The sequence below is a fragment of the Enterobacter sp. V87_3 genome (assembly GCF_029967835.1).
GTDB lineage: Bacteria > Pseudomonadota > Gammaproteobacteria > Enterobacterales > Enterobacteriaceae > Enterobacter > Enterobacter cancerogenus.
In genome coordinates, this window is sequence record NZ_JASCAM010000023.1 from 173481 (window position 1) to 197287 (window position 23807).

Here is a 23807-nt window from a genome sequence, read left to right on the forward strand (position 1 = left end):
ATGCGCTGATAATCGCTGCCACAGACCGCGTGGTAGCAATATAAAAACGTATGCAATGAATCACTTAACTTTCAAGACATCTGAAATGCGCGTGGTGTATCGCGGTGAAAGCATCTCACGCTTCATTTGCCACGGCTGCTGGATGCCCTGACCGGCAAAGTAAAGTGTGCCTTTGCCCTCTTTCGCATTCAGCGTGTCCAGAAGCGCCATTAACCTCTCGCTGTCGGCGCGGGGGGCGCTCTCATCAAAGAGGTTAAGCTGAGCAATACCCCGGCTGGAAAAATCGCCGAGCATAATGCCCGCCTTCTGGTACCGGCGTCCCTCCCGCCAGATAACGTCCAGACACTTCGACGCCGCGTTTATAATATCCCGGCTGTCCTGCGTGGGTGTGAGTAGCTTCACAGAAGCGCTGTTACCGTAATACGTTTCGTTGATGGCAAACGGTGATGTCTTCAAAAAGGCGGAGATATAGCGGCAATACTGGTGCTCGCCGCGTAGCTTTTCCGCGCCGCGGGCGGCGTAGGCGCAGATAGCCTGGCGCACCTGCTCATAGTCGGAGATACGTTCGCCGAATGAACGGCTGCACACAATTTCCTGCTTAACCGGCGCAAACTCTTCGAGTTCGAGGCAGGGTTCACCGCGCAGCTCGCGCACCGTACGCTCGAGCACAACATTGAAGTGTTTTCTGATAATCCAGGTGCTTTGCCCGGCAAGATCCAGTGCCGTGTTGATGCCCATCGCGTTGAGCTTCTTGCTGATACGCCGCCCCACTCCCCAGACGTCTTCCACGGGCAACAAAGCCAGTAGCCGACGCTGGCGGGCGACGTTTGAGAGATCGACAACCCCGCCGGTTTGCCGCTGCCATTTCTTTGCCGCGTGGTTGGCCAGTTTTGCCAGCGTCTTGGTTTGCGCAATGCCGACCCCCACTGTCAGATGGGTTCGCTTAAGCACCGTTTCCCGGATGCGTTTTCCGAACTCAGTAAGGTCGCAGCAGTGCTGGACGCCGGTCAGATCGCAAAAGGCCTCATCAATACTGTAAATTTCCACGCGCGGAGCGAGTTCTTCCAGGGTGGTCATCACCCGCTGCGACATGTCAGCGTAAAGCTCGTAATTACTGCTGAACGCGACAATGCCATGCCGCCTGAATGCCTCTTTCTGCTTGAAATAGGGCTCGCCCATAACCACCAGGGGTTTAGCTTCGGCGCTGCGCGCAATGACGCAGCCATCGTTATTTGAAAGAACGACCACCGGGCGCCCTTTCAGATCTGGCCTGAATACGGTTTCGCATGATGCGTAGAAAGAATTCACATCACAGAGTGCAAACATATTCAGCTCGCTGATTTAACGATAAAGGTCACCACACCAAAAATATCCAGCGTGTCTTCACTGCCCACGATGATTGGGCTGTAGGCGCTGTTCATGGGGTTAAGCTGAACCGTCGGGCGCAGCTGAAGGCGTTTAACGGTAAATTCACCCTCAACGGCGGCAATGACGATATCGCCATGCTCCGCGTTCAGGGAACTGTCTACCACCAGCAGGTCACCGTGACCGATTCCTGCCTCTATCATTGAATCGCCTGCGGCTTTCACGAAATAGGTCGAGCTGGGATGGGAAACCAGTAGCTCATTGAGATCGATGCGTTGCTCAACATAATCAGCGGCCGGGCTTGGAAACCCGCACTGAACAAGATCGCTGAAAAGGGGGATGCCGATAATTTCCCGTAACTCTGCCGGTCTTAAGAATTCCATATTGCTCACCTCCGATACTGTTTTTATATACAGTAGTTTTAAGCGAGGTTGTCTGCAAGGGGTGAGGCACGACGCAACTGTACAAAGCTTCATCATTTCGTTTGTAAGTTTCTATTAGCCCTGCAAAGTTAGGCATTGTAAATTTTTTCATTGGCGGTTCAGGCGAACAAAATTAAATCATTTTCCTGGCCGAAAATGATCTATATCGCATAAAAGCTAAGGCTCTGGTTGTGTTATTTCACCGTCTTCATGAACGTTTATCTCTGAATTTCAGCCACAAAAAACCGCCCCGTGAGGCGGTTGAGATGCGAACAGTATTACAGCGGTCTCTTAACATCCGGGTCTTCCGGTGCCAGAGGATCATTCACATCAGGGACATCCGGTACATCGTCACCAGGAATCGGCTCATCCTCAGGGATGGGATCAATCAAATCAGGACGTTCAGCCATACAGCCTCCGTCGAACAGGGAAAAGTGGGCTTATTTGCCTTTGCTCGGTTGTTGTTTGCCTTGATCGTCTTTCGGCGACTTGGCCGGTTGCTTAGGTTGCTCTTTGTTGACGTTTGATATCGTGGCTTTCATTTGACACTCCGAAATGTACGCAGCAGAAGGCTGCCCTGTAACTATAAGCCGTGTTAACCTATCCTTCGAGCGAGGCGGGAATGCGTTATTCTTCATGCCGTTGAATTTAAAGGCGACTTATTTCGTACAATTCGTGCTATTGCGTTATCACAGGTTAATCCTGAAATAATTACCCCTCACCTGGCGGGAGCGCACTTTTTTGCGCATGGCTTTCCTGAGATAAGCGCCAGAAATCGTGACCGGCCGGGTACTGATATAAACGAAGCGAGAATTTCCCGACAACCGCAGTGATATATTCAAAAATAGCGGATTGCGTATTTTCATAATCCATCCACAGCGTTGAGGTGGTAAAGCAATATATTTCCAGCGGGATGCCAGATGGCGAGGGCTTGAGTGTCCTCACAACGATGTACATGTCTTTAACAATATCCGGTCTTTCAGCAAGATAAGCCATCAAATAATGGCGAAATAGCGTTAAATTCGTCAGTCCATTTTCAACAAACCAACTGTCGGCAATCCCCATGGGATCGCGGCCATCGATCAGTTTCCCCAGCGGTTCGCTCACGCCGCGGATCGTCAACATCGGGGCCAGAATGTCCTGAGAAAGAAAGGTCACCGAGTGCTGATCGATGGTTGTGCTGCGCATAATTCGGCGCGCGCCGGACGAAAACATCGCCTGCCAGTTGGTGTAGGTTTCCGTCAGAAAGTTTTTCGTCGGGATACGTGAGATGGTGTTATCCCAGTTGCGGATCGTAATGGTGTGGAGCGCAATGTCAGTCACTTCCCCGCTCAGGTTTTTATCCGGCATCTCAATCCAGTCTCCCAGCTGGAGAACGTCATTTGAGGAGAGCTGGACGTTTGCCACAAGCGAAAGCAGCGTATGCTGAAACACTAACATGAGTACCGCGGCGACCGCACCGAGGCTGGAAATAATGATGGCAGGCGATTTGTTCGACATCACCGCGAGTATCATAATCGCGGCGATGATGTGAACCAAAATCTTCCCTATCTGAATGTAGCCTTTTATAGAGTGATTTTTGCGTTTGGTTTTTCGTAAATAAGAGCTGTTAACGATATCCAGCATCTCATTGAAAAACACCGACGAAAAGACAAAGAACAATATTCCGCAGATGGTGTTTATGGCCGTGACCAACGACGCGGGCATATTCGGCATAAACTGCAGAACATAATAAACGATGAGCACCGGAACGAAATTGGAAAGCTTTTCGGCAATGCGACGATCTTTCTCGAGCGGTACGTCCTGTTTATGGCTTGCAAAAAATACACGTCTGACGATCTTAATCAAAAGGAATTTGCACATCAGGTGTGCGAAAAACCCGGATATAATCAGCAGAACCAGGTTGAAACCAATAGCCAGCGCCGGATTGCTTTCAATAAACGTTAATAGATAATCCAGATACGCCACTATTCATCCCCTGAACATACAAGCCATTAGTCTCTACGTTAACCTGCATCTAATTATACAAAAATTTAACTAATGTGCATCATGACATAACCCGGACAGCCAAGTCCATGGCCTGGCCGTGGTCATGTCAACGCAAAGCCGACTACGCTTTCTCTGTGTGGGCGTTTTGCACACGCGCAAACCCGTGACAGTATCTGGCGAATCTGGCCGACGAAGGCGATCGCGACATTGCTTAAGCACACAACTCCCCGAAACGGCTTAGATGTCCGCTCCTGGCTGTGAGTTTAACGGGTCGATGCAACGCTATCCTTAATCAAGGGGGGACGCATGCCCTCAAGCGTCGTCATTACCTGACATCTTGATTGTTTATCGACAATACCCCATAAACACAGTGAATCCAGGACATTGGTATTGACCCTGACTGTGGTTAGAATGGTTTGACAAAAGCTAACGTCAGGATGACCCGCTCATGATCTCTATTTTTTCTGCAATCGCGCTCTCCTCGCTGGCGACCTTCGTCTTACTCTGCTTCTTTGCAATTTACCAATTTTCGGTAAAAGGAGATGTCAGCTTCTACGTCATGCTCTTTGCTTTAATATTCCTTTTCGTCTCTTTTTATGGAGCGGTAGGCTTTACCTACACAAAATTGAAAGAGGCCGGGAATATCATAAAAATCATCTGAGGCAGACAGGACACAGCCTGGAAAAATGGGAATATCCGTTATCGAGCACATCAACAGGTGAGTTATGTAAAGACTGTCACTTCCCGGACCTGCCGAAGATGTGAGGTTCCAGCCACGTTTCACCATAAAGAAAATCCCAATATCTGCCGCTTATGCTTGATGTTTACTGACTGACTGCCAGGCTATTCAGGACTCTGATGTTGGAGAATGCCATCTCCAGGGAAACATCGATAAAAAAAAGAGCAAGTGAACTGAGACTCCTCTGGCCCTCCTTGCGGGGGCGTTTTTTATCCATTAATACGATGACCAAATAGCGTCGCCCTTCCAGACCCTCAGTAGAAGAGCATAATGCCAGCTACGCTTTGTCGAGTATCGACCCCAGATTTAACCCCGCTGTAAAACGTGCTGGTATTCGCCGCCGGAATCCGTACCATACGCGGCATACTTTGCCTGCTGGATGTTATCTGCCAGCGCCAACCCGTCTTTTTAGCCAGCCAGATGGGGCATGAAAACGCGCAAAGGGTTTATGACGTCTACGGTGCGTGGATCGAAGAATGAAATGGTGAGCAGGCGACACGCCGGCACGCTGAAAAAATGTTGCCCTGCTATGCCCCTATTGGCTCCAAAGGTAGTAATAAATGCAAGATAATCAAGCGAATACAAAGAAAGATCAGTACAACCTGAATAAGCTACGCTGATTTTGCCAACCCATTGATATCATTTGTTTTATCATTTAATTCAATTAGTTATAGCATAATAACTTCTCCCTAAAGCTACCCAGAACTACATTTTTTGTGCCCTTTTTTTGCCCCTATTTCGCATTTTTGCCCCTAAATTTGCCCCTAACTTTAGCCAGTGCGCCCCCTTCTTCTCCCTGCCCTATACTTTAAGTCTGACATCTGGCTGGAGGTTTCTATGTGTGGGCGTTTTGCACAAGCACAAACCCGTGAAGAATATCTGGCTTACCTGGCCGACGAAGCCGATCGTGACATTGCCTATGACCCGGAACCTATTGGCCGGTACAACGTGGCGCCAGGAACCAAAGTCCTGCTGCTGAGCGAACGCGACGAGAAACTGCACCTTGATCCAGTTTTCTGGGGTTACGCGCCCGGGTGGTGGGGTAAGCCGCCACTGATTAACGCGCGCGTCGAGACGGCGGCCACTAGCAGAATGTTCAAACCTCTCTGGCAGCATGGCCGGGCGATCTGCTTTGCGGATGGATGGTTCGAATGGAAGAAAGAAGGCGACAAGAAACAGCCCTACTTCATTCATCGCGCCGACGGCCAGCCAATATTTATGGCAGCGATCGGCAGCACACCATTTGAGCGCGGCGATGAAGCGGAAGGATTTCTGATAGTGACGTCTGCAGCTGACAAAGGCCTGGTCGATATTCACGACCGCCGGCCGCTGGTTCTGTCACCTGAAGCTGCGCGCGAATGGATGCGTCAGGATGTAGGCGGGAAAGAAGCTGAGGAGATAATTGCCGACGGTACAGTGCCCGCCGACAAGTTTATCTGGCACGCGGTAACGCGAGCCGTCGGTAATGTCAAAAATCAGGGGCCAGAGTTAATTAAGGGGGGGCTTGCTGAAACACTCATTGAGAGCAATCCCGTCAGTTATGAGCGAGAAGCGTACATTAAAAAATTGTTAGATGAGAGACAGTTTAATATCTTGACCTGAAGTGTACTTAAGGTTTTAGAGTAAAGCTATTGGCTCTGGATAGGTAAATTATAAATATGAAAGAGATAGATGTTGGTTTTACGCACGTCGCTTTTGTCGTAAGAGAATTAGATAAAAGTATTGCGTTTTATGAGCGCTATGCCGGTATGTCTGTTGTCCACAGGCGCGAACCTGATGTTCCTGATGCACGTAAAGTGGCATGGCTGAGTGATCACTCTCGCCCATTTGCGCTGGTTTTAGTTCAGGCGGACAAAGTGACTGACACCCCGTTGGGTCACTTCGGTCATCTGGGTGTTGCCTGTGCCGACCGAGAAGAAATTGACAGGAAAACAGGTATGGCTCGAGCTGAGGGCGTGTTACGAAAAGAGCCTGAAGATGCCGGACAACCTGTCGGTTATTACGTTTTCTTCGCTGACCCTGATGGTAATACTTTGGAGCTTTCTTATGGACAACAAGTTGGGCTCGAAGTAAGCCGAGTTCTTACTTCCGACTAATCAGCCTTTTATAAGATTATCAATACTCTGAAAGCTTTTTCCGGTACTGAGTAACCTGTATGTAAGAATGATTAATGCCCGACACTAGCGAAGAACAGAAGTTCTGAATGTTACTAACATTGATATGACTTGAGTAATAACAAGCAAGTCATTATAGTTGGCTTAGGATAATGAAAAATTTCAGCTGATAGCTAATAATTAGCTGCTAAGTAACACAATAACGAACAATGGCATTGTTATATTATAATAGAAATGTGATTTTGAGAGTTAGGGATTAACATTTATGAAATTTTATAGTATAGATTATCTACAAATGCAGTCTAATATCAATGACTATTTAAAATATATAGTTATATTTAGCACTTTATTTATCTTGATCGTTGCTTTTAGCCTGTATATGCGTCATCGCCTGCAAACTAAATATCGTGACTTAACAATCATAGCTTTCTTGTTTTTGCTCTTTATTTCTGGAGTTCAGTATGCTGATTATACTGATAGTCAAAATATACATTCCCAATCCTCACAACTGGTTAATTTTATTAGACTCCTATCACAAAAAAAAGATGTAAGTGTAAATGATATATTTTCCAGTTCTTTACAACTCTCTGATGGCATTATCGTTAAAATTAGTGATGTTTTTTATCGTGTTAATTTGAGCTCAGATCAAAAAACATACAATTTAGTAGCGGTTTCGTTGGTAAACCCAGAGATAGAAATAATAAAAAACTGAGGTGAGGAAATGATAATTTATTTACCTATCATTATTAAGTTGGGCTTGGGGATACTGTGCTTAATTGTTCAAATAAATCTTATGGGGAAAGGAAATCTGGCCCCCTCCTCTGCAATGGACCAAGTTCAAAACTACGTGCTTGGAGGAATTATAGGAGGCGTAATCTACAACGATTCTATAACAGTACTTCAATTTATTCTGGTCCTAATCATATGGACTCTTTTAGTCTTCGCTCTTAAATTCTTGAAAGAAAACAATCGATTAATTAAAAGAATAATTGATGGAAAACCGATTACCTTAGTACATAATGGCAGTGTTAATGTTAAGGAGTGTTTACGGAACGGTGTTTCTGCAAATGACCTAATGTTCAAATTAAGGGCAAATGGGATTTATGAGATAGAACAACTAAAACGCGTCGTTCTCGAACAGAATGGGCAATTAACCATCATACAAAGTGGCGATGAAAATATACGTTACCCCATTATAGTGGACGGTTTGGCTAACCATGATCTGTTAGAAATCCTCAACAAAGACAATGATTGGTTAGAAAATGAAGTTACAAAGAAAGGCTTCAGTAAAATCAGTGAAGTATACTTAGGCGAGTACTTGTCGGGTAGGATTAATTTATACGGATATGAAAAATAACGTCCAAAATAACGCCAATTTATCAGGAGGCAGCCATTTCTGGTGTGCCTCTACCTGACAACATTGACATTAATGTTCGCTCTTGGCACGCAGCGGACAAGCTAACTCCGTTAAACGTCTGCTTTGTGCGAGAAGCGGATGTTAGCTCTTTTTGAAACGGTTGCGCATCGATCATCTTACCGTTTCGCACTATTCACATCCCTCTCTAAAGCTATTTGCTTTCAGTACGCCTAAAATCTGTATATCCAGCGACACCCGGCTGGATGCTGAAAAATCAATTTTACCAGACGGGCTGATTTACGGTCGTTTATGTGAGGTTGCCGCAGTGCTGTTATTATTAATGCCGCTGAACATCACAAAACGGGACGATAAAATGTTTAAAGAATGGAAATGGACGATCGCCATCGGGCTGGGGTTACTGACCGGATGTGCCGATATGGGCAGAGTGGGCTTCTCCCCGAAGCTCAAAGAAACTTTAGTATCGGCGAGCGTTGAAAGAACCTGGCAGTGTCTGGATACGCAGGCGACAGCTAAGCAGCTGCGGCTGGAAGAGGACGATCCGCTGCCCGGTGGTAGCAGGCGGTTTAATCTGCTGAATCAGGATGGCGAGGTTGTGGCCTGACTCGATATCAGCGCTTTTAACAAGCAGAGCGACATCGATATGTTCTACGGCAAAGACGATAAGCAGACCGAATCGCTGCTAATGGCAATGGTTAAGCAGTGCCAGCAGGAGCTGAATTAAGCTTTATGAAAGTTGAGTTAAACAAAAGTACCTGTGAGCGAATCTTTCATGCCGTTCTTTTCGAACTGCTCGCCAATATCATTATTGCCCTGTTTCTCGCTTACGTTTTACAGGTATCCCTGCTCCAGTCCGGCATGCTGTCGCTGATTTCAGCCCTGACGGCAACGGTCTGGAACTTCATCTTCAATAAAATTTTCGACGGGCTGCAACGACGCTACGCGTTTGAACGCAGTTTATTATTTCGGGTGTTGCATGCCGTTGCCTTTGAGATTGGGCTGATTGTCACTCTGACGCCGGTGGCTATGCTTCTGCTCAACCTGCCGCTTATCGATGCCTTCTTTGTTGAAATCGGGCTGGTGCTATTTTTCCTGCCCTACACACTGGCCTATAACTGGCTCTATGATTGGCTTCGCTGGACATTTTATGGCCAGAGGAGGATGGAAGAGACTGTGGAGTAAGGCATAAGGTTTGTGGTTTTGTCGCATTAACGGCAGTGGGCCAGCAGAAATTACACTGCCTGTTTTTCAAGCAGCTAACTTGAAATTAAGATGGTACGCGTGTCACAAGGGCTATGCCCGCTTCTGCACAAAGCGGACTGAGACATCAGGAGAATCATCGTACCTTTAGCAGGTCAGAAAATCGTGTCGTGTACCGCGGCGAGAGCATGTCACGCTTCATCTGCCACTGCTGCTGAATGCCCTGCCCGGCAAAGTAGAGCGTTCCTTTTCCGTCTTTTGCGTTCAGGTGATCGAGCACCTCCATCAGCCTTTCACTTCCGACCCGCGGCGCATTCTCGTCGAAAAGATTAAGCTGAACCACACCCTGGCTGAAGAAGTCACTCAGCATAATTCCGGCTTTCTGGTACCGGTGACCATCCTTCCAGATTTTGCCCAGGCAGTTTACTGCGGCGTTGATGATGTCGCGGGAATCCTGTGTAGGGGTAAGAAGCTTCATTGACGCACTATTTCCGTAATAGGGCTCGCTAAGCGCAAAGGGAGAGGTCTTAACGAATGCCGAGATAAAACGGCAATACTGATGCTCGCCGCGTAGCTTTTCAGCACCACGGGCCGCATAGCTGCAGATAGCCTGGCGCATCTGTTCATACTCAGTAACTCGTTCGCCGAATGACCGACTGCAGACGATTTCCTGCTTAGTCGGCGCGAACTCTTCGAGCTCTAAACAGGGTTCTCCACGTAACTCACGGACCGTTCGCTCGAGTACTACGTTGAAGTGCTTACGGATAATCCAGGTGCTTTGTTCTGAGAGGTCCAGAGCCGTTTTAATGCCCATGGCATTCAGCCTCTTACTGATGCGCCTGCCTACGCCCCATACATCCTCCACTGGCACAATAGCCAACAACCGCCGCTGACGGTCGATGTTGGACAAATCAACCACCCCGCCAGTCTGTCGCTGCCATTTTTTGGCGGCATGATTTGCCAGCTTAGCCAGTGTCTTTGTCTGGGCTATACCAACCCCGACTGTCAGGTGTGTACGCTTCAGAACGGTAGAGCGAATTTCTTTACCGAACTCTGTCAGGTCCCGGCAGTTACGAACACCTGTCAGGTCGCAAAAAGCTTCGTCGATGCTGTAAATTTCGACGCGAGGGCTCATTTCCTCAAGCGTCGACATTACCCGGTTCGACATATCAGCATACAGCTCATAGTTGCTGCTGAAGCAAACAACGCCAGCGCGCCGGAAAAGCTCCTTTTGCTTGAAGAATGGCTCCCCCATGGTGATTCCGACCGCTTTTGCTTCTGCGCTGCGTGCGATTACACAGCCATCATTATTTGAGAGAACGACCACTGGCCGCCCCCTTAGGTCAGGTCTAAACACCGTCTCGCATGATGCGTAGAAAGAATTCACATCACAGAGTGCAAACATCCTCAGCTCGCGGATTTCACAATGAAATTAACAACGCCAAAAACGTCCAGCGTATCTTCGCTGCCTACAATGATAGGGTTATAGGCGCTATTCATTGGGATGAGTTGAACAGTGGGACGCAATTGCAAACGCTTAACAGTGAATTCCCCTTCAACCGCGGCGATGACAATGTCACCGTGCTCAGCCGTGCGCGAGCTATCCACCACCAGCAGATCACCGTCGCTGATCCCGGCTTCGATCATCGAATCACCCGCCGCTTTGACGAAGTATGTTGAGCTCGGGTGAGCTACAAGTAACTCATTGAGATCGATGCGCTGTTCAACGTAATCCGCTGCGGGGCTTGGGAAACCACACTGTACTATGTCACTGAATAGCGGGAGAGTAATAATTTCTCGCAGTTCTGCAGGCCTGATAAATTCCATAATGCACACCTCAAATACTGTTTTTATATACAGTAGTTTCATTTGGGTATGCACGCAAGACAGAGGGTCTGTCATAGCTGATTAAAGCTTCGCCGTTTCGTTTCTAAGTTTCTACGTCGCTTCGAATTATCAGTTTTGTAAATTTTAGGGCCGCAATTCTATGTGAGCAAAATTAAGCCGACTTTGAAGCGGGAAATTTTTTATAAAGCGTGCATACGGCAACGTCATAAATTATCGCTACCTGCTTCCTGTCCAGACCGTTCGCAATCAATCGGCCCGCCTGGTCCCACTGCTCCGGGGTAAGCTTCGGACGCCTTCCGCCTATTCGCCCTTTTTCGCGCGCGGCAGCTAATCCTGCCCGTGTGCGCTCAACGATTAACTCTCTTTCCATTTCCGCCAGTGCTGACATGATGTGAAATATAAAACGCCCCATTGGGCTGGATGTATCAATACTGTCCGTGAGGCTCTTGAAGTGGATGCCACGCTGACGGAGTTCATCCACCAGCAGCACCAAATTACGCATGCTACGACCAAGACGATCCAGCTTCCAGACCACAAGCGTATCGCCCTCGTTCAACGTTCTCAGAAGCTTTTTAAGCGCCGGTCGATTCGCCACAGTTCCGCTCGTTTTTTCTTCGAAAATCTGTTCACATCCTGAGCGTTCGAGTGTCTGCCGCTGAAGGTCTGTATTTTGGTCATTTGTTGACACCCTGACGTAGCCAATTTGCATCTTTTTCACCCAATAATTTCTGCAAAAATCATGTGAAGTTATCGGCATGGCCACCGCCAGGCAATCTATAAAACGTTCATTGAGGATAACCATGATGAGTTTTTTTACCGGTGCACGCTACTGCTGCAGAAGGAGATACGTGTCCAACGTTGTGTCAGCAATTATATAATTTCGAATCTGGAGTCCATGTGCAGTAGATTTCTTTTTTGCTGAAAATGAAAATATGAGAAAAGTTTGTAACCGATGGCGCAAAATCACGAAGCACCGCTTCGAAATCTGCTTTTCTATCGATCTGAAGTGGTGAAACTCCAAAATAAAACTCACGAAATCTCATCTCGTCCGTGTAAACAAGTAGAGCGGTTTTTTCCGGGTACCTGATTTTCCTTTTTTTCTCAAGGACTGCTCTCAGTTGCTCAATCTTTCTATCATGTTTTTCTTGGTCCGAGTCCCTGAACTGTACAATGCCGTTTGGGGATTTCGACAGTTCGCTTAGCTCGTCAGCATCTTCTTTACCCTGAAGGGTAGTAACCTCGAGGTAATGTATATCCGACTGATTTGACCCATCGCCTATGTACTTAACTATGGCATCGTGGTGCTGATTACCTTCGACCCACTGGATGACAACATTGCTCGGGGATTTGAAGTAAAGCTTCGCGAAATGAGCGATAGGATAAAGCTCATCATGGACATCTCTCAGCAGCCCTATCCTCTGCGGGTATTCTGGTTGCGATCGCGTGCCATAGGTGAGCATCTCAAATAACGCCTGAATAGAGGCGGCATGATTGTAGTATTCATCTGCCGGCGTAGCCTGACCTGCAACTCGTGCGATAATAAGTTTGTCTTTATCCCAATCACCTGACAAAGGTTCACGGAGCGAAACAAACAATGTCTTTGGTTCATTAGTGTTTTCCATTTGTCTCTTTGCCCTTAGTTAATTGTAATACAGTGTTTTTTTTCGCACTTTGGTGCAATTAATTATTAGCTAAAATTAACAAAACTTAATGCCATTTTCTACTGCGCAAATAAAAACGCCGCACGTAACACTGCATCTGCATTACGGCTCACATCCTGCACTTTCCAGCGCATTACGCTGCATCGCCGTGTTCTGGTCATTTTTTTGACACATGGATACAGCCAGGAATCATCATTCTGATTCCTGTAAAAAGGCGAAATGATGCCATTCAAAGGCGTGAAGGGCATGGCACCGGCACAACACCTGCAGGAGAAGAAATTAACGTTCTCAAAACCTTGGACTATAGCGCAATGAGCGCGCTGTATGTGGAGGCGATAAAGGAGCTGGCTGAACGGTTAAAGGTCATCGAAAAGAACTGGCCAACCTACGCGGCCCGGTAGTTACCTAACCTTCGTTATCATCTTGCTGTCTCTGTTGTTCACGATTTAAAACTGAATCAGTGGGCATAATCTCGTCGATTTGCAGTTTCAACCCTTTCACAGCAGCAATCAGGTAGCCGATCAGTCCCATATAATCGGCAACCAGATAATCTGTAGCTTCATCATGAATAACCAGGTCGGGAATTACTAAATCGAGATCTTGCGCAAGCGCGCCAGCGGTTAATCTCTTTGAATCTGCATCCTTATAGCGAAACGTGTAACCATCAAGCGCGGCCATCCCAAGCATGCCGATCTTCGTATTGCCGGCAATGGCATAGAACACCGCACGGCTCAGATAGTCCTCATTGCGCTTGCGATTGCGTGTGGATTTATCGGTTGGGTCGAGATAAGGCAGATACTTATTACCCGCCGCTTTTACGGCCTCAGCTCCTTTGCAGAAGTCCCTGCATTTCCTCCAGGCAGCAGAAGCCGCCCGGTGTTCTGGTCGAACCCAGGTGATGTCGTCGTTTGCCATATCAGAAAGTGGTGTCCATGGTGATTGAGTATGCTGGTTTCACGATCGGGTAATCCTTCACGATGAAGTACCCACCAGCATCATTTGGGTGATCGTTATCAGCTGATTTGTCCGGTTCGCCATTGGCCGCCCAGATTTGCTGCTCGAGGCTCTCGGTATAAACCGGGCAGTTTTGCACGTTAACCAAATAGCGGCGCTCGCCGTTGGCGTTGCAGAACATGGCGTTCATCGAGTTGATGCGGTCCTTAACAGGAGGGTTGGCATCATCAACGATGACGCTGAATCCGGCATCGTTGAGCTGAGCAATATCGGTCTTGCTGGCGTTCTGCGATTTGCGGGAGTCGCCAGAGGCATCCGGATAGATGTAAATCTCCCGGCTCTTCACATAACGTCCATCCTCATAGCGCCAGAACTCTTCCTGAATGCGCTTAATCATCGCCGGCGTGTCGTAGACTTTCACTAACTCACGAACCGCACGAGGTAACCCGTTCTTCTTTACGTGAACTATTGCGGCCATTTTCCCCACGTTGAAGTCCATACCGATGAACAGCGGATCACGGCTTTACCTGTTTGAACCGCAGAAGCAATCAACGCCTGTTCACCTTTGGAATTAAAGTGCGGGCACTCTTCCAGAGTAGTGACGGGATCTTGCGGACCGCCCATAACGATCAGGAAATCGATGTCTTCGGTGTCTGTTGGCAGTTCATCGCCTGCATACACGCGTGAGTAAGTCACATCATGACCTCGATTTGTTGCCCAGGTCTCATAAGCCCCTGGTGCTTCAAAACTTTCATGTACGATAAAGTGTACTCGCATTAGGATATGCTCCTGTAATAACTATGAAAATCAGAATTAGGAATAGCTCACCCATCCAGTAGGGCTATACTCCGGGTGGTTCCAACTTCGATATGATAATTGCAGGAGCTAAATCTGAAATGCCAGGTAGTATAGATAAAGCGCCAAGACATGATGAAGAAACAGGCTGGTCAAGCACAGCGATAAGCTATCAACGTGGAGAGGCAGACCCTCCCCATCATCATCTTGAGGGGCAGTTACTATTTGCATCCAGAGGGGTGATGCTGGTTGAAACAGAGGGTGACCGCTGGGTTATCCCTCCTCAGCGTGCATTATGGCTACCGCCTCTTCACATCCATAGTTACAACCTGCTTTCACAAACAGACCTACGGGCTGTTTATTTCAGTAGCAGCCTTATCGCTGAATGTACAAACTTTACGAAGAGTAACCAGGTGCATGTCATTACTGCTACGGCATTGGTGAAAGAGCTGATAGCAGGGCTTTTCAATGAGGATTACCACAGACCGAGTCAACGGAAAATGGCTCTGTTGCTTCTGGAAATCCTCAGCGAGGCTCCACCTTTAACTACGGAGCTTCCAATGCCGCATGATGAGCGGTTATTCAGTGCGGCCAGAGAGTTGCTGGTTAATCAGCGCTGGGAAGCATCGTTGAGCGAGCTTGCTTTTATAGCAGCCATGTCTGAACGTACATTTTCTCGATTGTTCATTAAGGATACTGGCTTCAGTTATAGAACGTGGAAGCAGAGAGCCAGAATTTGTGCTTCGTTAGATCTTCTCGCGAATGGTATCCCAATCAAACAGGTTGCTTACCAGCTGGGTTTCTCATGCCCCGCAACATTTACAGCCGCTTTTCGGTTCATTCTGGGCTCAACACCGCGCGATTTTTTGCCTTAATCTTTTCAATGTCCGCACCTCGCTCAAAGCGGACGATTTAATCCCTACGTACCCCCATCGGCTTTCATCCGCTCATACTTCGCTTTGAGCAGTTCCGCAGGCGTTGGGCCCTTCGGAGCCACTGGAGCTGCCAACGCACGACGAACAGGCGGAATCGGCTTCCCGGCCAGCACCCGTTTTTCCCACATATCGAGAATATCGCCAGCTTCATGCTCGAGTTCTTTCTGACTAAGTTGCCCATCAGTTCCTCGGCGACGCAGCTCCAGACAGATGTGGTAATAAACCGACTTCGGCCACGGATACTGCTCGCTGCTCGGGTACCGGAACACCAGCTTGCGCCACTTCCAGTACTCAGCCATGACGTCAGCAGTGGTGATCCCCAGCACGCAGCGCCCTTCCCTGCACCACTTGATGAACTGGCCTGGCGAAGGCAGGAACGGGCGATCCTGGCGCCGTACCATGCGCATACCGGATTCAACCTGCTCCAGTGTGGTAATCCCGTTTTCTTTGAAGGCCAGCACCCACTGCCGGCGGATCTCGTTCACGTCTTCCTGACTGCGATTAACCAGGCTTGCAGGAAACGCGGCCGCCAGCTGTACAAACAGGCCGTTGATAATCTGCGCCACCTGATGCGTTTGTTCGCGCTCGGTGTACTGCTCTGGCATGTTGTGCGCCACGCGGCGAGCCTGTTCCCGGTCAAAATTGCGAATGCTCTCGGCTAGGTTTTTCATTCCAGCACCCCATCAATCCAGTCGGTGTTATGCAGGTCGATGCTGCCCCGGGAAGGTTTTGCCGTTCCGGTTGCACGCAGCCGCTTTGTAGTGAGCTGATCCCACTGTTTGCGCAGACTCGAGGGGCTCAGGATGTTGTCTTTCCAGAACTCGTCCCGGTTGGCCCACTGGAACAAATCACAAATTTCGTAGTGAGTGCGCTTGTCCTGGACACGCATCAGCCTGATGGTGTTTGCCCATACAGCCCAGTTTGGTTCGGATAGCGATGCATTGACGGTGAGGAGCCTGTCGTAAATCCAGCGAGCCGCCTTGAGGTCGTCAGCGGATCCCCATGATTTACCTGCGGGTGTGTATATCCCGTCTGCAGCTTCAGGATGGCGTGAGAGAAACTTTTGAGTTTTCTGGTTTCGGGATTCGTCAGAATTCCGAGACGAGGATATTTTAATATTGTTCTTGTTATAGTCTTGGGTGTCTACCGTTTCCGGGAAGGTTTTTCCCGTTTTCGGTAACACTTTTCCCGATTTCGGGAAGGTTTTTCCCGTTTTCGGCTTGTCTAAAATCCAGGCGGAAAGGTCAGTATTTATACCGACCGTTTTCATCACGCCCTGCTTCTGACTGAAGATAATTTTGCGTTCTGCGAGTGATTTGAGCGCATCAGAAACGTGGGAATCACTCAGCCCAGTAAGCTCGGCGATCACCGTGTTCGTAACGCGGTCCTGTTTCTTGTTCCAGCCGTAGGTAAGCCAGATCACCGCCTCAAAACACTGCCACTCCCGGCCTGACATTCTCAGGCGCGGTTTGAGCTGTTGGATCTCGTTTGCGACCTTGGTATACCCGTTCGACAGGTCGGCCATACGACCTCCCGGTTGTTCGGTTCTGTGGGGGAAATTGATAATTTCAGCTGTGTTTGACATACTTAGCTCCGCAATTACACTCCGTTTTTGCACCTGAAAGTCGGTTCTGTTAGCGCAGACCGGCTTTCGCCATTTCTGAAGTCTTCACATTGCCCCCAGCATGGTTGTGACCATCGCCAGTAAAGGCGCCGTTAGGTCAGGGTCGACTCTGAACATTTCGAAAATCCCCTCTCCTAACTCCTTCAGTTTTTCCTTCTTCGGTGCATCGAGCATCAGGGCTTGCTTCGCCTCACTGACTTCTTTTTCTAATCTGGCCATGTGATACGCAAATGAGTCGTTCTTTACGACGCGGTCGCGATATCGAATCGGTAATACAGACATGATTGCGGGGACCAGCTGTTCGACGTTCTTTCGGTACGATGCGGAGTCTTCTTTGTTGTCGAGCCAGCGGAACAGCTTCACGTTCCACACATCGGCCTGGCCTGAAAAATCTACGCCATCAAGTTGAAGTTCTTCCGCCGCTTCCTGGATTTGAATTGCTACAGCTACGCGCCCTTCTGCTGCCGCCCACGCCCGGACTGCAGAACAAATATTTCGATGATCAATACCCTGCGCTGCCGATTCGCTTTGATGACACGGGAATATCAGTCGATTAGAAGAAGCTCTGCTACTCTGTTGAAATGAAACAGTTTGCATTGTTAAGGCTCCTGTTTGGGTAAACCATCAGTTGGGTTTGGGTAGAGATCTGGGCGCAGTTCATGGGGTGTTACACCTGTAGCCTCAAATACTGGAAACACTCGCTTGGCGGGAATGCCTTTGCGGCGCCAAAGTGAAACAGCCATTTTTGAAACACCGATCAAAGTACCAAGCGCGCTGGCGGAACCTGTTCGGAGAATTGCATTTTCAATACCAGTCATAGGACCTCCTTGAGTGAGCAAAGTAAAGCACCAATTTACCATAGAGTCAATGAATGACTGTCTATCTACCGGTAAAGCAATTGTTTACAATCCATGCATGAATAAAAAAGATCCTAACCAGAGCCTTATTTCTAGGCTGACTGAACTGAACGGTAAAGGTTTCTCAAAAACAGAGATGGCCAAGGTTGCTAATGTCAGTAAGCAGGCGGTAACCGGGTGGTTCAGAACGGGTAAAATCAGCAAAGAGTCAGCATTGGCTGTTGCTGACGCTGCTGGCGTATCAGTGCCATGGTTATTAGGTGAGGATGTCGGAGAGAAAGACGGACTCAAGCCTGACGAACAGCGCCTGCTGGAGCTTTATCGCCAACTGCCGGAAGAAGAGCAGCAAAACATGATTCGCATCTTCGCGCTACGCCTGAAGGAGCTTGATGAATTATATGAAAAATACATGAGTAGACGAATTAAGGGCGACACTGAGGAGTAAGAATCTGGTGCAAACAACGAGGGACACGATTGAAAACTAGCCTGTTTTTAATTACTATCGCCGTTCTTTGCTTCATCTTCCTTTTCATCTGGATCGTACTGATTGGTCCCGTAAATGGCCAAGAAAAGACTTACTTTAAGGACTCAACAACTTTTGCGATCATCGTTATGGCAGTGCTATTTATAGCATTCGTAATGGTTACAGTAACGGTTCTGTTGTGAAGCGAAATAGTTAGTTTTTTGAGTTCTTCGCAACTTCCCCTGTTACGAGATTCGCCTAAAAAAGCTGTATGAGAGGTACATGGAGAGTGAATCCGTTCTGTACGCGCGGAGCTATTTAAGTAGCTGACAAAAAATTGATGTGGACACCAATAAGATAAACCATATTCCTGCATCAAATCATTAAGATACTATTGAGTTTGCCAACAAATTAATATTAGAGTCCTGACCCTTATCTCATGGCTCGGCCCCCGCGCCGGGTTTGTTATACCCTCCCCCCAACTCCTACCACGAACCCTCCAATCCCGTCCTTTACGTCGGGATTTTTTTGTCTTCCATCACGCAATTTCATACTCCAAATAACCAAGGTAAAGCAATGATGTACTTTATAGTCTTCTTATACTTGACCTAACTGTAAAGTAGTGATTTACTAATATCACCAAGACGCACCACGAACCATCTAGGCATGGAGCCCACGAAGTAGCCGCCGACGGCATACGAACAGTCGGATGAGGTGGAGAGATTAACGCGCATCAGGTGTAAACGTTCCGCTGGCCGGCGATAAGGCAAACGAGGGTGAGGATGATTGATTTCGCACGCAAACCAGGACGGCAGCAGGCCGTAAAGCTGAACTTCTTCGAGGTGATTATTCGCCGCCTGTGCTACCTGCTGGCGCAAAAGGGGAATCCAGATGTGTAACTCAACGAAATGCGGGTACTGCAGTAAACCGGTTAAACCGGGGGAAGTAGTCAAAAGTACCCTTCTCTATCGCAACGGCTCACAGCTGGCGCGCAAAGAAAAAGAATACTGCTCTGAACGTTGTGCTTCGTACGACCAGATGGCACACGAGGCATAACGTAAAAGCCGCGCAAGGCGGCCCGTACGTCCGGTGCTCCCGACCAAAGTTACACCGGAAAACTACTTAAAAAACCAAAGTTCACCCAATGGGCGCTATCTCTGGCCCGGGGATCTTACATCCAAAAAAGAGGATCTCACATGGAATTTTTCTATGTAGTTAAGGCTACGCAGAAATCAGGCAAAGATGATGCAGTGATTTGGTTCACTGCGAAATCAGAAGCCCGTGCAAACCTGCAGCTCGATGTTGAGCTGGAGGATGCCGGTATTGAAACCGGACGCGGTAAGGATTACGCCAAACCTGTTCGCACCGATTTCCCTGTTTACAATGATCTGCCTGAAGAAAGCACAGTTGATTACACCTGGTGCAAACGCTACGAACTGCAGGACGATGGACGTACCTGGCTGCCAAAGGCTGGTGCTGAGTCTACTGGAGCCATGGACAATACAACGGCACCGGAAACGTCCGTTAATGTCGAAACTACCGTCGAAAGTATCCCGCTTGAAAATCGCACTCCAGCGGTACGTTTTGCCGTCCATCTGACCAGCGACAAATACCAGTCACACATCACTAAAGAGCAGCAACTGGCTGCCAGCGAAATGTCACTGGATGAAGGCAACACCTATCTCCAGAACCTGCTGCTGGCGAAGAACGACATCCCTGAAGTTGCCGAACTCAGCCTGAACGCTGAGTGGAAACTGGCCCAGGCGATTAAGCAGGTGTTCGCGCCAGATGAAGCGCACGAAACTGAAGTTATCGCTGCATTCATGGCTGACTGGACGAGAGCAGATGCCGACGACCGCAATCAGTTAGTTGAAGAGTGGAGAAGCGGAAAGCTAACTCTTCTCAAATCAGAAATCACCAGCGAGACCGGCGATACAACCGGGCAGGCTATTACAGCTGATGACGGCATCCAGATTGACGAGAATGATGACGAAACCACTCGTTATCCAGTCGTTTGTATGCCTTTCCGCAAGCAGCTACTCGCCCAGTTCACCGCCGACGAACTGCGCCACCACTTAACCCGCGAAGAATACGAAGATATCTGCGCGCTGGAGATGGACACTGATAACAGCTATGTCCAGTACCTGCTGCTGGCGGCAGAAAACTGCGGAGAGGTTAAGGGTTACGACACCAAAGACCTTTGGCGCTATACCGACGCCATTCGCAAGGTATTCAACCAGGAGAAGCGCCACGAACTCGCTTTGGTTCTCCGTTTCACCAGAATCTGGGCGGCGACTGATTATATCGATCGCGGCATTCTCGTTCGAGAATGGGCTACCGGTAATCGCATCAGTAATGTTCAGCGCACTGATTCTGCGACCAATGCAGACGGTGGCTATGTAACGGATCGCGGCGAAGGCGCGCATCACACTCTGGACACCCTCGATCTTGAGATCGCATGCGCCCTACTGCCTATGGACTTCCACCACTTCGAAATTCCTTCGAGCGTGTTACGACGTGCCAAAGAAATCGTGGCGAAGAAAGAAGAGCCATGGAAATCATGGAGCGCCATCCTGCGTAATCAGCCCTGCGTACTGGCGGTGAACCGTGCGGCAATCTTCAATCTGATCCGCATAGCGCCGGAAAACATCCACCACACGCCAGCGGCTCATCTTGAGTTTATTAATAAAACCATGACGGCTGAGTTTATCTCTGCTGTGGAGTTACTGCCGTTGCCTACTCCTGCAGTTGAGACTGAAGCCCCAGGTGAACAACCGCAGGTTGAAAATCTCGGCAGCGGCGTGTTCTCCATCGATGGCCTGATGGGTGGAAATACCGAACCGGTCGTCGATACCTCCTCAAATGAAGTCGAAAAAACGGAAAACGCAGCGGAGATCACCAACGATGTGCAGATGGAAACGGCTAAGCCAGAGAAAGACGAAGATGTTGGTTCGGTACCACCGAGCGAAAGCATTGATGCAGCTAATACGCAAGCAGTTACCATAGCGCCGGAAGAGCAGCAGTCAGAGCCAGTAATCGAATACCCAGCTTACTTCGAGCCTGGCCGCTACGAAGGTCTGCCGAATGATGTTTATCACGCAGCAAACGGTATTAGCTCAACCCAGGTAAAAGATGCCCGCGTCAGCCTGATGTACTTTAACGCGCGCCATGTGGCTAAAACCATCCCGCGAACAGCATCCAAAGTACTGGATATGGGAAATCTAGTGCACGCTCTTGCACTGCAACCGGAAAACCTCGAAGCAGAGTTCAGCGTAGAACCTGAGATCCCGGAGTATGCTTTTACCACCACCGCAACCCTGCGCGAGTTCATCGACGCTTACAACGCCAGCCTGCCGACGCAGCTAAGCGCTGACGAGATAAAAGCGTTGCTTGAACAACATAACGCATCCCTTCCCGCTCAAGTGCCGCTTGGAGCCAGTCTGGAAGAAACGGCTCAAAGCTATATGGCTCTCCCAGTTGAGTACCAGCGTATTGAAGAAGGCCAGAAGCAGACAGCATCGGCAATGAAGGCATGCATTAAAGAATACAACGCCACCCTGCCCGTGCCGGTTAAAACCAGCGGCAGCCGTGATGTGCTACTCGAGCAATTAGCGATCATCAATCCAGACCTGGTGGCGCAAGAAGCGCAGAAACCGACACCGCTGAAAGTGTCCGGTACCAAAGCAGACATGATCCAGGCAGTTAAATCGGTTAAGCCCGATGCCGTGTTCGCCGACAAACTGCTGGATGCCTGGCGCGACAACCTTGGCGAAAAGATTCTGGTTACCCGCCAGCAGCTGGCCACAGCGCGTGCAATTCAGTCTGCACTCCTTGTGCACCCGACCGCCGGCATGCTGCTGACACATCCAAGCCGCGCCGTTGAAGTGAGCTATTTCGGTTTCGACGACGAAACAGGTTTAGAAGTGCGTGTACGCCCTGACCTCGAGATTGAACTGGACGGCGTGCGCATAGGTGCTGACCTGAAAACCATCAGCATGTGGAATGTGAAGCAAGAAAGCCTACGCGCCAGACTGCACCGGGAAATCATTGATCGGGACTACCACCTCAGTGCGGCTATGTATTGCGAGACCGCGGCGCTGGACCAGTTCTTCTGGATTTTCGTCAACAAAGACGAGAACTACCACTGGATCGCCATCATTGAGGCCTCAACCGAACTGCTGGAACTGGGCATGCTCGAGTACCGCAAAACGATGCGCGCCATCGCAACCGGATTCGACACGGGCGAATGGCCAGCGCCGATCACTACCGATTACACCGATGAACTGAACGACTTTGACCTGCGCCGCCTCGAAGCGCTGCGCGCTCAGGCTTAAGGGGGATTTATGCATAACACTAACGTTACCGTTGCTGACCAGAACACCGTTATTAACTCCAACGTGGCTTTGTTTGATTCCCAGTATCTGAACGCCATCAGCACGTTCGCGCAAATTATGGCGCAGGGCACCGCTACAGTTCCTAAGCACTTGCAGGGCAATCAGGCCGACTGCATGGCTGTAGCGATGCAAGCGGCACAGTGGCAGATGAATCCCTTTGCCGTGGCGCAGAAGACGCACCTGATTAACGGTGTGCTCGGGTATGAAGCGCAGCTGGTTAATGCCGTCATTTCACGCAGCGGCGTGCTGGCCAGCCGCTTTGAATATGAATGGTACGGGCCATGGGAAAAGGTCGTTGGAAAATTCCACATCCGTAAAGGCGACAAAGGCGAGTACCGCGTCCCGGGCTGGACCCTGGCTGACGAAGCCGGGATCGGCATCATTATCCGCGCAACGCTTAAAGGCGAAGATCAGCCGAGAGAACTCGATTTGCTGCTGGCTCAGGCCCGTACCCGAAACTCTACCCTCTGGGCTGACGACCCTCGCCAGCAACTGGCGTACCTGGCCGTCAAACGCTGGGCGAGACTGTTCTGCCCGGATGTGATTCTGGGCGTTTACACCCCGGATGAATTGGATGATCGCCGTGAAGAACGAGAGGTAAATCCGGTACAGGCGCAGCACGTTAGCCTTGCAGACATTTCAGGTGACAACGTCACTACGACTCAAATGGCTCAGGAATCAACTCAAAACATCGATGCACTTGCTGATGATTTCCGTGATCGCATCGAGGCGGCTCAGGATGTGGATAGCGCTAAAGCTCTGCGCGCAGATATTGAAACCGTCAAAGCAACGTTGGGTTCTGCCCTGTTCACTGAGCTGAAAAACAAGGCCGTGAAGCGTTATTACCTGGTTGATGCACGGAACAAAGTCGAAGCAGCCATCAATTCCTTGCCACCAGCAGAAGAGCCCGATGCAGCTGCTCGGTTCACGGAAGTAGAGCGCGTTCTTGCATCGTCGAAACGCCATCTGGGCGACGAATTGTATGGTCAGTTCAGCATCACCCTGGCGGATATGAAACCGGAATACGTGGACTAACGAGATCGGGAGGGGAACCCCTCCCTCAAGGAGAAGA

General features: G+C 49.2%; 23 protein-coding genes and 6 pseudogenes. 13 read left to right on the top strand and 16 right to left on the bottom strand.

Translation table 11 applies throughout. The annotated features are described in order from the left end of the window. Window positions 1-60: 60 nt before the first annotated feature. From QLG21_RS11825 to QLG21_RS11845, 5 genes and pseudogenes are all read right to left on the bottom strand, one after another. Window positions 61-1326, bottom strand: a complete 1266-nt coding sequence (locus QLG21_RS11825) for a Y-family DNA polymerase (protein ID WP_282484473.1) — start codon at window positions 1324-1326, stop codon at window positions 61-63. A 2-nt stretch (window positions 1327-1328) separates the two neighbouring features. Then, window positions 1329-1748 carry a translesion error-prone DNA polymerase V autoproteolytic subunit gene (locus QLG21_RS11830; protein WP_006175525.1) on the bottom strand — a complete coding sequence of 140 codons (420 nt, stop codon included), beginning with the start codon at window positions 1746-1748 and terminating at the stop codon, window positions 1329-1331. A 317-nt stretch (window positions 1749-2065) separates the two neighbouring features. After that, the gene (locus QLG21_RS11835; RefSeq protein ID WP_088209180.1) at window positions 2066-2197 is read right to left on the bottom strand and encodes a hypothetical protein; all 132 of its coding nucleotides are present in this window, start codon (window positions 2195-2197) and stop codon (window positions 2066-2068) included. 301 nt (window positions 2198-2498) lie between these two features. Then, on the bottom strand, window positions 2499-3413 hold the full coding sequence (locus tag QLG21_RS11840) for a mechanosensitive ion channel domain-containing protein (protein WP_280115127.1): 915 nt from the start codon (window positions 3411-3413) through the stop codon (window positions 2499-2501). Beyond that, window positions 3353-3755: pseudogene (locus QLG21_RS11845) on the bottom strand (hypothetical protein). Before QLG21_RS11845 ends, QLG21_RS11840 begins: the two are co-directional and overlap by 61 nt. A gap of 1038 nt (window positions 3756-4793) precedes the next feature. Here QLG21_RS11845 and QLG21_RS11850 point away from each other — a divergent pair. The 7 genes and pseudogenes from QLG21_RS11850 to QLG21_RS11880 form a co-directional block, all read left to right on the top strand. Further along, window positions 4794-4995 (top strand): annotated as a pseudogene (locus tag QLG21_RS11850) (tyrosine-type recombinase/integrase); the annotation flags it as partial. Window positions 4996-5352: 357 nt separating this feature from the next. Continuing rightward, window positions 5353-6117, top strand: coding sequence for an SOS response-associated peptidase (locus QLG21_RS11855; protein WP_282484474.1), 765 nt, complete (start codon window positions 5353-5355; stop codon window positions 6115-6117). A 56-nt stretch (window positions 6118-6173) separates the two neighbouring features. Beyond that, window positions 6174-6611 carry a VOC family protein gene (locus QLG21_RS11860; protein ID WP_102890937.1) on the top strand — a complete coding sequence of 146 codons (438 nt, stop codon included), beginning with the start codon at window positions 6174-6176 and terminating at the stop codon, window positions 6609-6611. Window positions 6612-6894: 283 nt separating this feature from the next. Beyond that, entirely contained in the window at window positions 6895-7341 is a 447-nt protein-coding gene (locus QLG21_RS11865) for a DUF3290 domain-containing protein (RefSeq protein ID WP_220710185.1), read from the top strand. Window positions 7342-7350: 9 nt separating this feature from the next. Beyond that, window positions 7351-7986 carry a DUF421 domain-containing protein gene (locus QLG21_RS11870; protein WP_282484475.1) on the top strand — a complete coding sequence of 212 codons (636 nt, stop codon included), beginning with the start codon at window positions 7351-7353 and terminating at the stop codon, window positions 7984-7986. 151 nt (window positions 7987-8137) lie between these two features. After that, window positions 8138-8608, top strand: a complete 471-nt coding sequence (locus QLG21_RS11875) for a hypothetical protein (protein ID WP_282484476.1) — start codon at window positions 8138-8140, stop codon at window positions 8606-8608. 125 nt (window positions 8609-8733) lie between these two features. Beyond that, window positions 8734-9186, top strand: a complete 453-nt coding sequence (locus QLG21_RS11880) for a PACE efflux transporter (RefSeq protein ID WP_142476071.1) — start codon at window positions 8734-8736, stop codon at window positions 9184-9186. 154 nt (window positions 9187-9340) lie between these two features. Here QLG21_RS11880 and QLG21_RS11885 read toward each other — a convergent pair whose 3' ends face one another. From QLG21_RS11885 to QLG21_RS11915, 7 genes and pseudogenes are all read right to left on the bottom strand, one after another. Then, window positions 9341-10609, bottom strand: coding sequence for a Y-family DNA polymerase (locus QLG21_RS11885; protein ID WP_282484477.1), 1269 nt, complete (start codon window positions 10607-10609; stop codon window positions 9341-9343). A 2-nt stretch (window positions 10610-10611) separates the two neighbouring features. Further along, on the bottom strand, window positions 10612-11031 hold the full coding sequence (locus QLG21_RS11890; protein WP_282484478.1) for a translesion error-prone DNA polymerase V autoproteolytic subunit: 420 nt from the start codon (window positions 11029-11031) through the stop codon (window positions 10612-10614). 172 nt (window positions 11032-11203) lie between these two features. Next, window positions 11204-11761, bottom strand: a complete 558-nt coding sequence (locus QLG21_RS11895) for a recombinase family protein (RefSeq protein WP_282484544.1) — start codon at window positions 11759-11761, stop codon at window positions 11204-11206. Window positions 11762-11915: 154 nt separating this feature from the next. Continuing rightward, on the bottom strand, window positions 11916-12674 hold the full coding sequence (locus QLG21_RS11900; protein WP_282484479.1) for a hypothetical protein: 759 nt from the start codon (window positions 12672-12674) through the stop codon (window positions 11916-11918). A gap of 711 nt (window positions 12675-13385) precedes the next feature. Further along, a pseudogene (locus QLG21_RS22135) lies at window positions 13386-13628 on the bottom strand (hypothetical protein); the annotation flags it as partial. Window position 13629: 1 nt separating this feature from the next. After that, window positions 13630-14184 (bottom strand): annotated as a pseudogene (locus QLG21_RS11910) (terminase); the annotation flags it as partial. Then, window positions 14181-14444, bottom strand: a pseudogene (locus tag QLG21_RS11915) (glutamine amidotransferase); the annotation flags it as partial. The pseudogenes QLG21_RS11915 and QLG21_RS11910, both read right to left, overlap by 4 nt. A gap of 119 nt (window positions 14445-14563) precedes the next feature. Between QLG21_RS11915 and QLG21_RS11920 the strand changes: the two are divergent. Next, window positions 14564-15337, top strand: coding sequence for a helix-turn-helix transcriptional regulator (locus QLG21_RS11920; protein ID WP_282484481.1), 774 nt, complete (start codon window positions 14564-14566; stop codon window positions 15335-15337). Between the two features lie 44 nt (window positions 15338-15381). On the opposite strand, the gene QLG21_RS11925 is transcribed toward QLG21_RS11920, so the two are convergent. The 4 genes from QLG21_RS11925 to QLG21_RS11940 form a co-directional block, all read right to left on the bottom strand. After that, a complete protein-coding gene (locus QLG21_RS11925) occupies window positions 15382-16068 on the bottom strand; it encodes a replication protein P (RefSeq protein WP_282484482.1) in 687 nt (228 codons plus the stop codon). Next, window positions 16065-16982 carry a replication protein gene (locus tag QLG21_RS11930; RefSeq protein WP_282484483.1) on the bottom strand — a complete coding sequence of 306 codons (918 nt, stop codon included), beginning with the start codon at window positions 16980-16982 and terminating at the stop codon, window positions 16065-16067. Before QLG21_RS11930 ends, QLG21_RS11925 begins: the two co-directional genes overlap by 4 nt. An 84-nt stretch (window positions 16983-17066) precedes the next feature. After that, window positions 17067-17618, bottom strand: a complete 552-nt coding sequence (locus tag QLG21_RS11935; RefSeq protein WP_282484484.1) for a toxin YdaT family protein — start codon at window positions 17616-17618, stop codon at window positions 17067-17069. 2 nt (window positions 17619-17620) lie between these two features. Then, complete coding sequence (locus QLG21_RS11940) at window positions 17621-17839, bottom strand: YdaS family helix-turn-helix protein (protein ID WP_282484485.1); 219 nt, start codon at window positions 17837-17839, stop codon at window positions 17621-17623. Window positions 17840-17852: 13 nt separating this feature from the next. Here QLG21_RS11940 and QLG21_RS11945 point away from each other — a divergent pair, with 13 nt between their 5' ends. The 5 genes and pseudogenes from QLG21_RS11945 to QLG21_RS11965 all read left to right on the top strand — a co-directional run bounded on the left by QLG21_RS11945 (window position 17853) and on the right by QLG21_RS11965 (window position 23770). Further along, window positions 17853-18323: a helix-turn-helix domain-containing protein gene (locus QLG21_RS11945; protein ID WP_282484486.1), complete on the top strand. Its 471-nt coding sequence runs from the start codon at window positions 17853-17855 to the stop codon at window positions 18321-18323. A 761-nt stretch (window positions 18324-19084) separates the two neighbouring features. Next, window positions 19085-19240 (top strand): annotated as a pseudogene (locus QLG21_RS11950) (hypothetical protein); the annotation flags it as partial. Continuing rightward, the gene (locus QLG21_RS11955; protein ID WP_248052790.1) at window positions 19233-19397 is read left to right on the top strand and encodes a YdaE family protein; all 165 of its coding nucleotides are present in this window, start codon (window positions 19233-19235) and stop codon (window positions 19395-19397) included. The pseudogene QLG21_RS11950 and the gene QLG21_RS11955, both read left to right, overlap by 8 nt. Window positions 19398-19537: 140 nt before the next feature. After that, the gene (locus tag QLG21_RS11960) at window positions 19538-22675 is read left to right on the top strand and encodes a RecE family exodeoxyribonuclease (RefSeq protein WP_282484487.1); all 3138 of its coding nucleotides are present in this window, start codon (window positions 19538-19540) and stop codon (window positions 22673-22675) included. Window positions 22676-22684: 9 nt separating this feature from the next. Further along, window positions 22685-23770: a RecT family recombinase gene (locus QLG21_RS11965; protein ID WP_282484488.1), complete on the top strand. Its 1086-nt coding sequence runs from the start codon at window positions 22685-22687 to the stop codon at window positions 23768-23770. The last annotated feature ends 37 nt before the right edge of the window (window positions 23771-23807 follow it).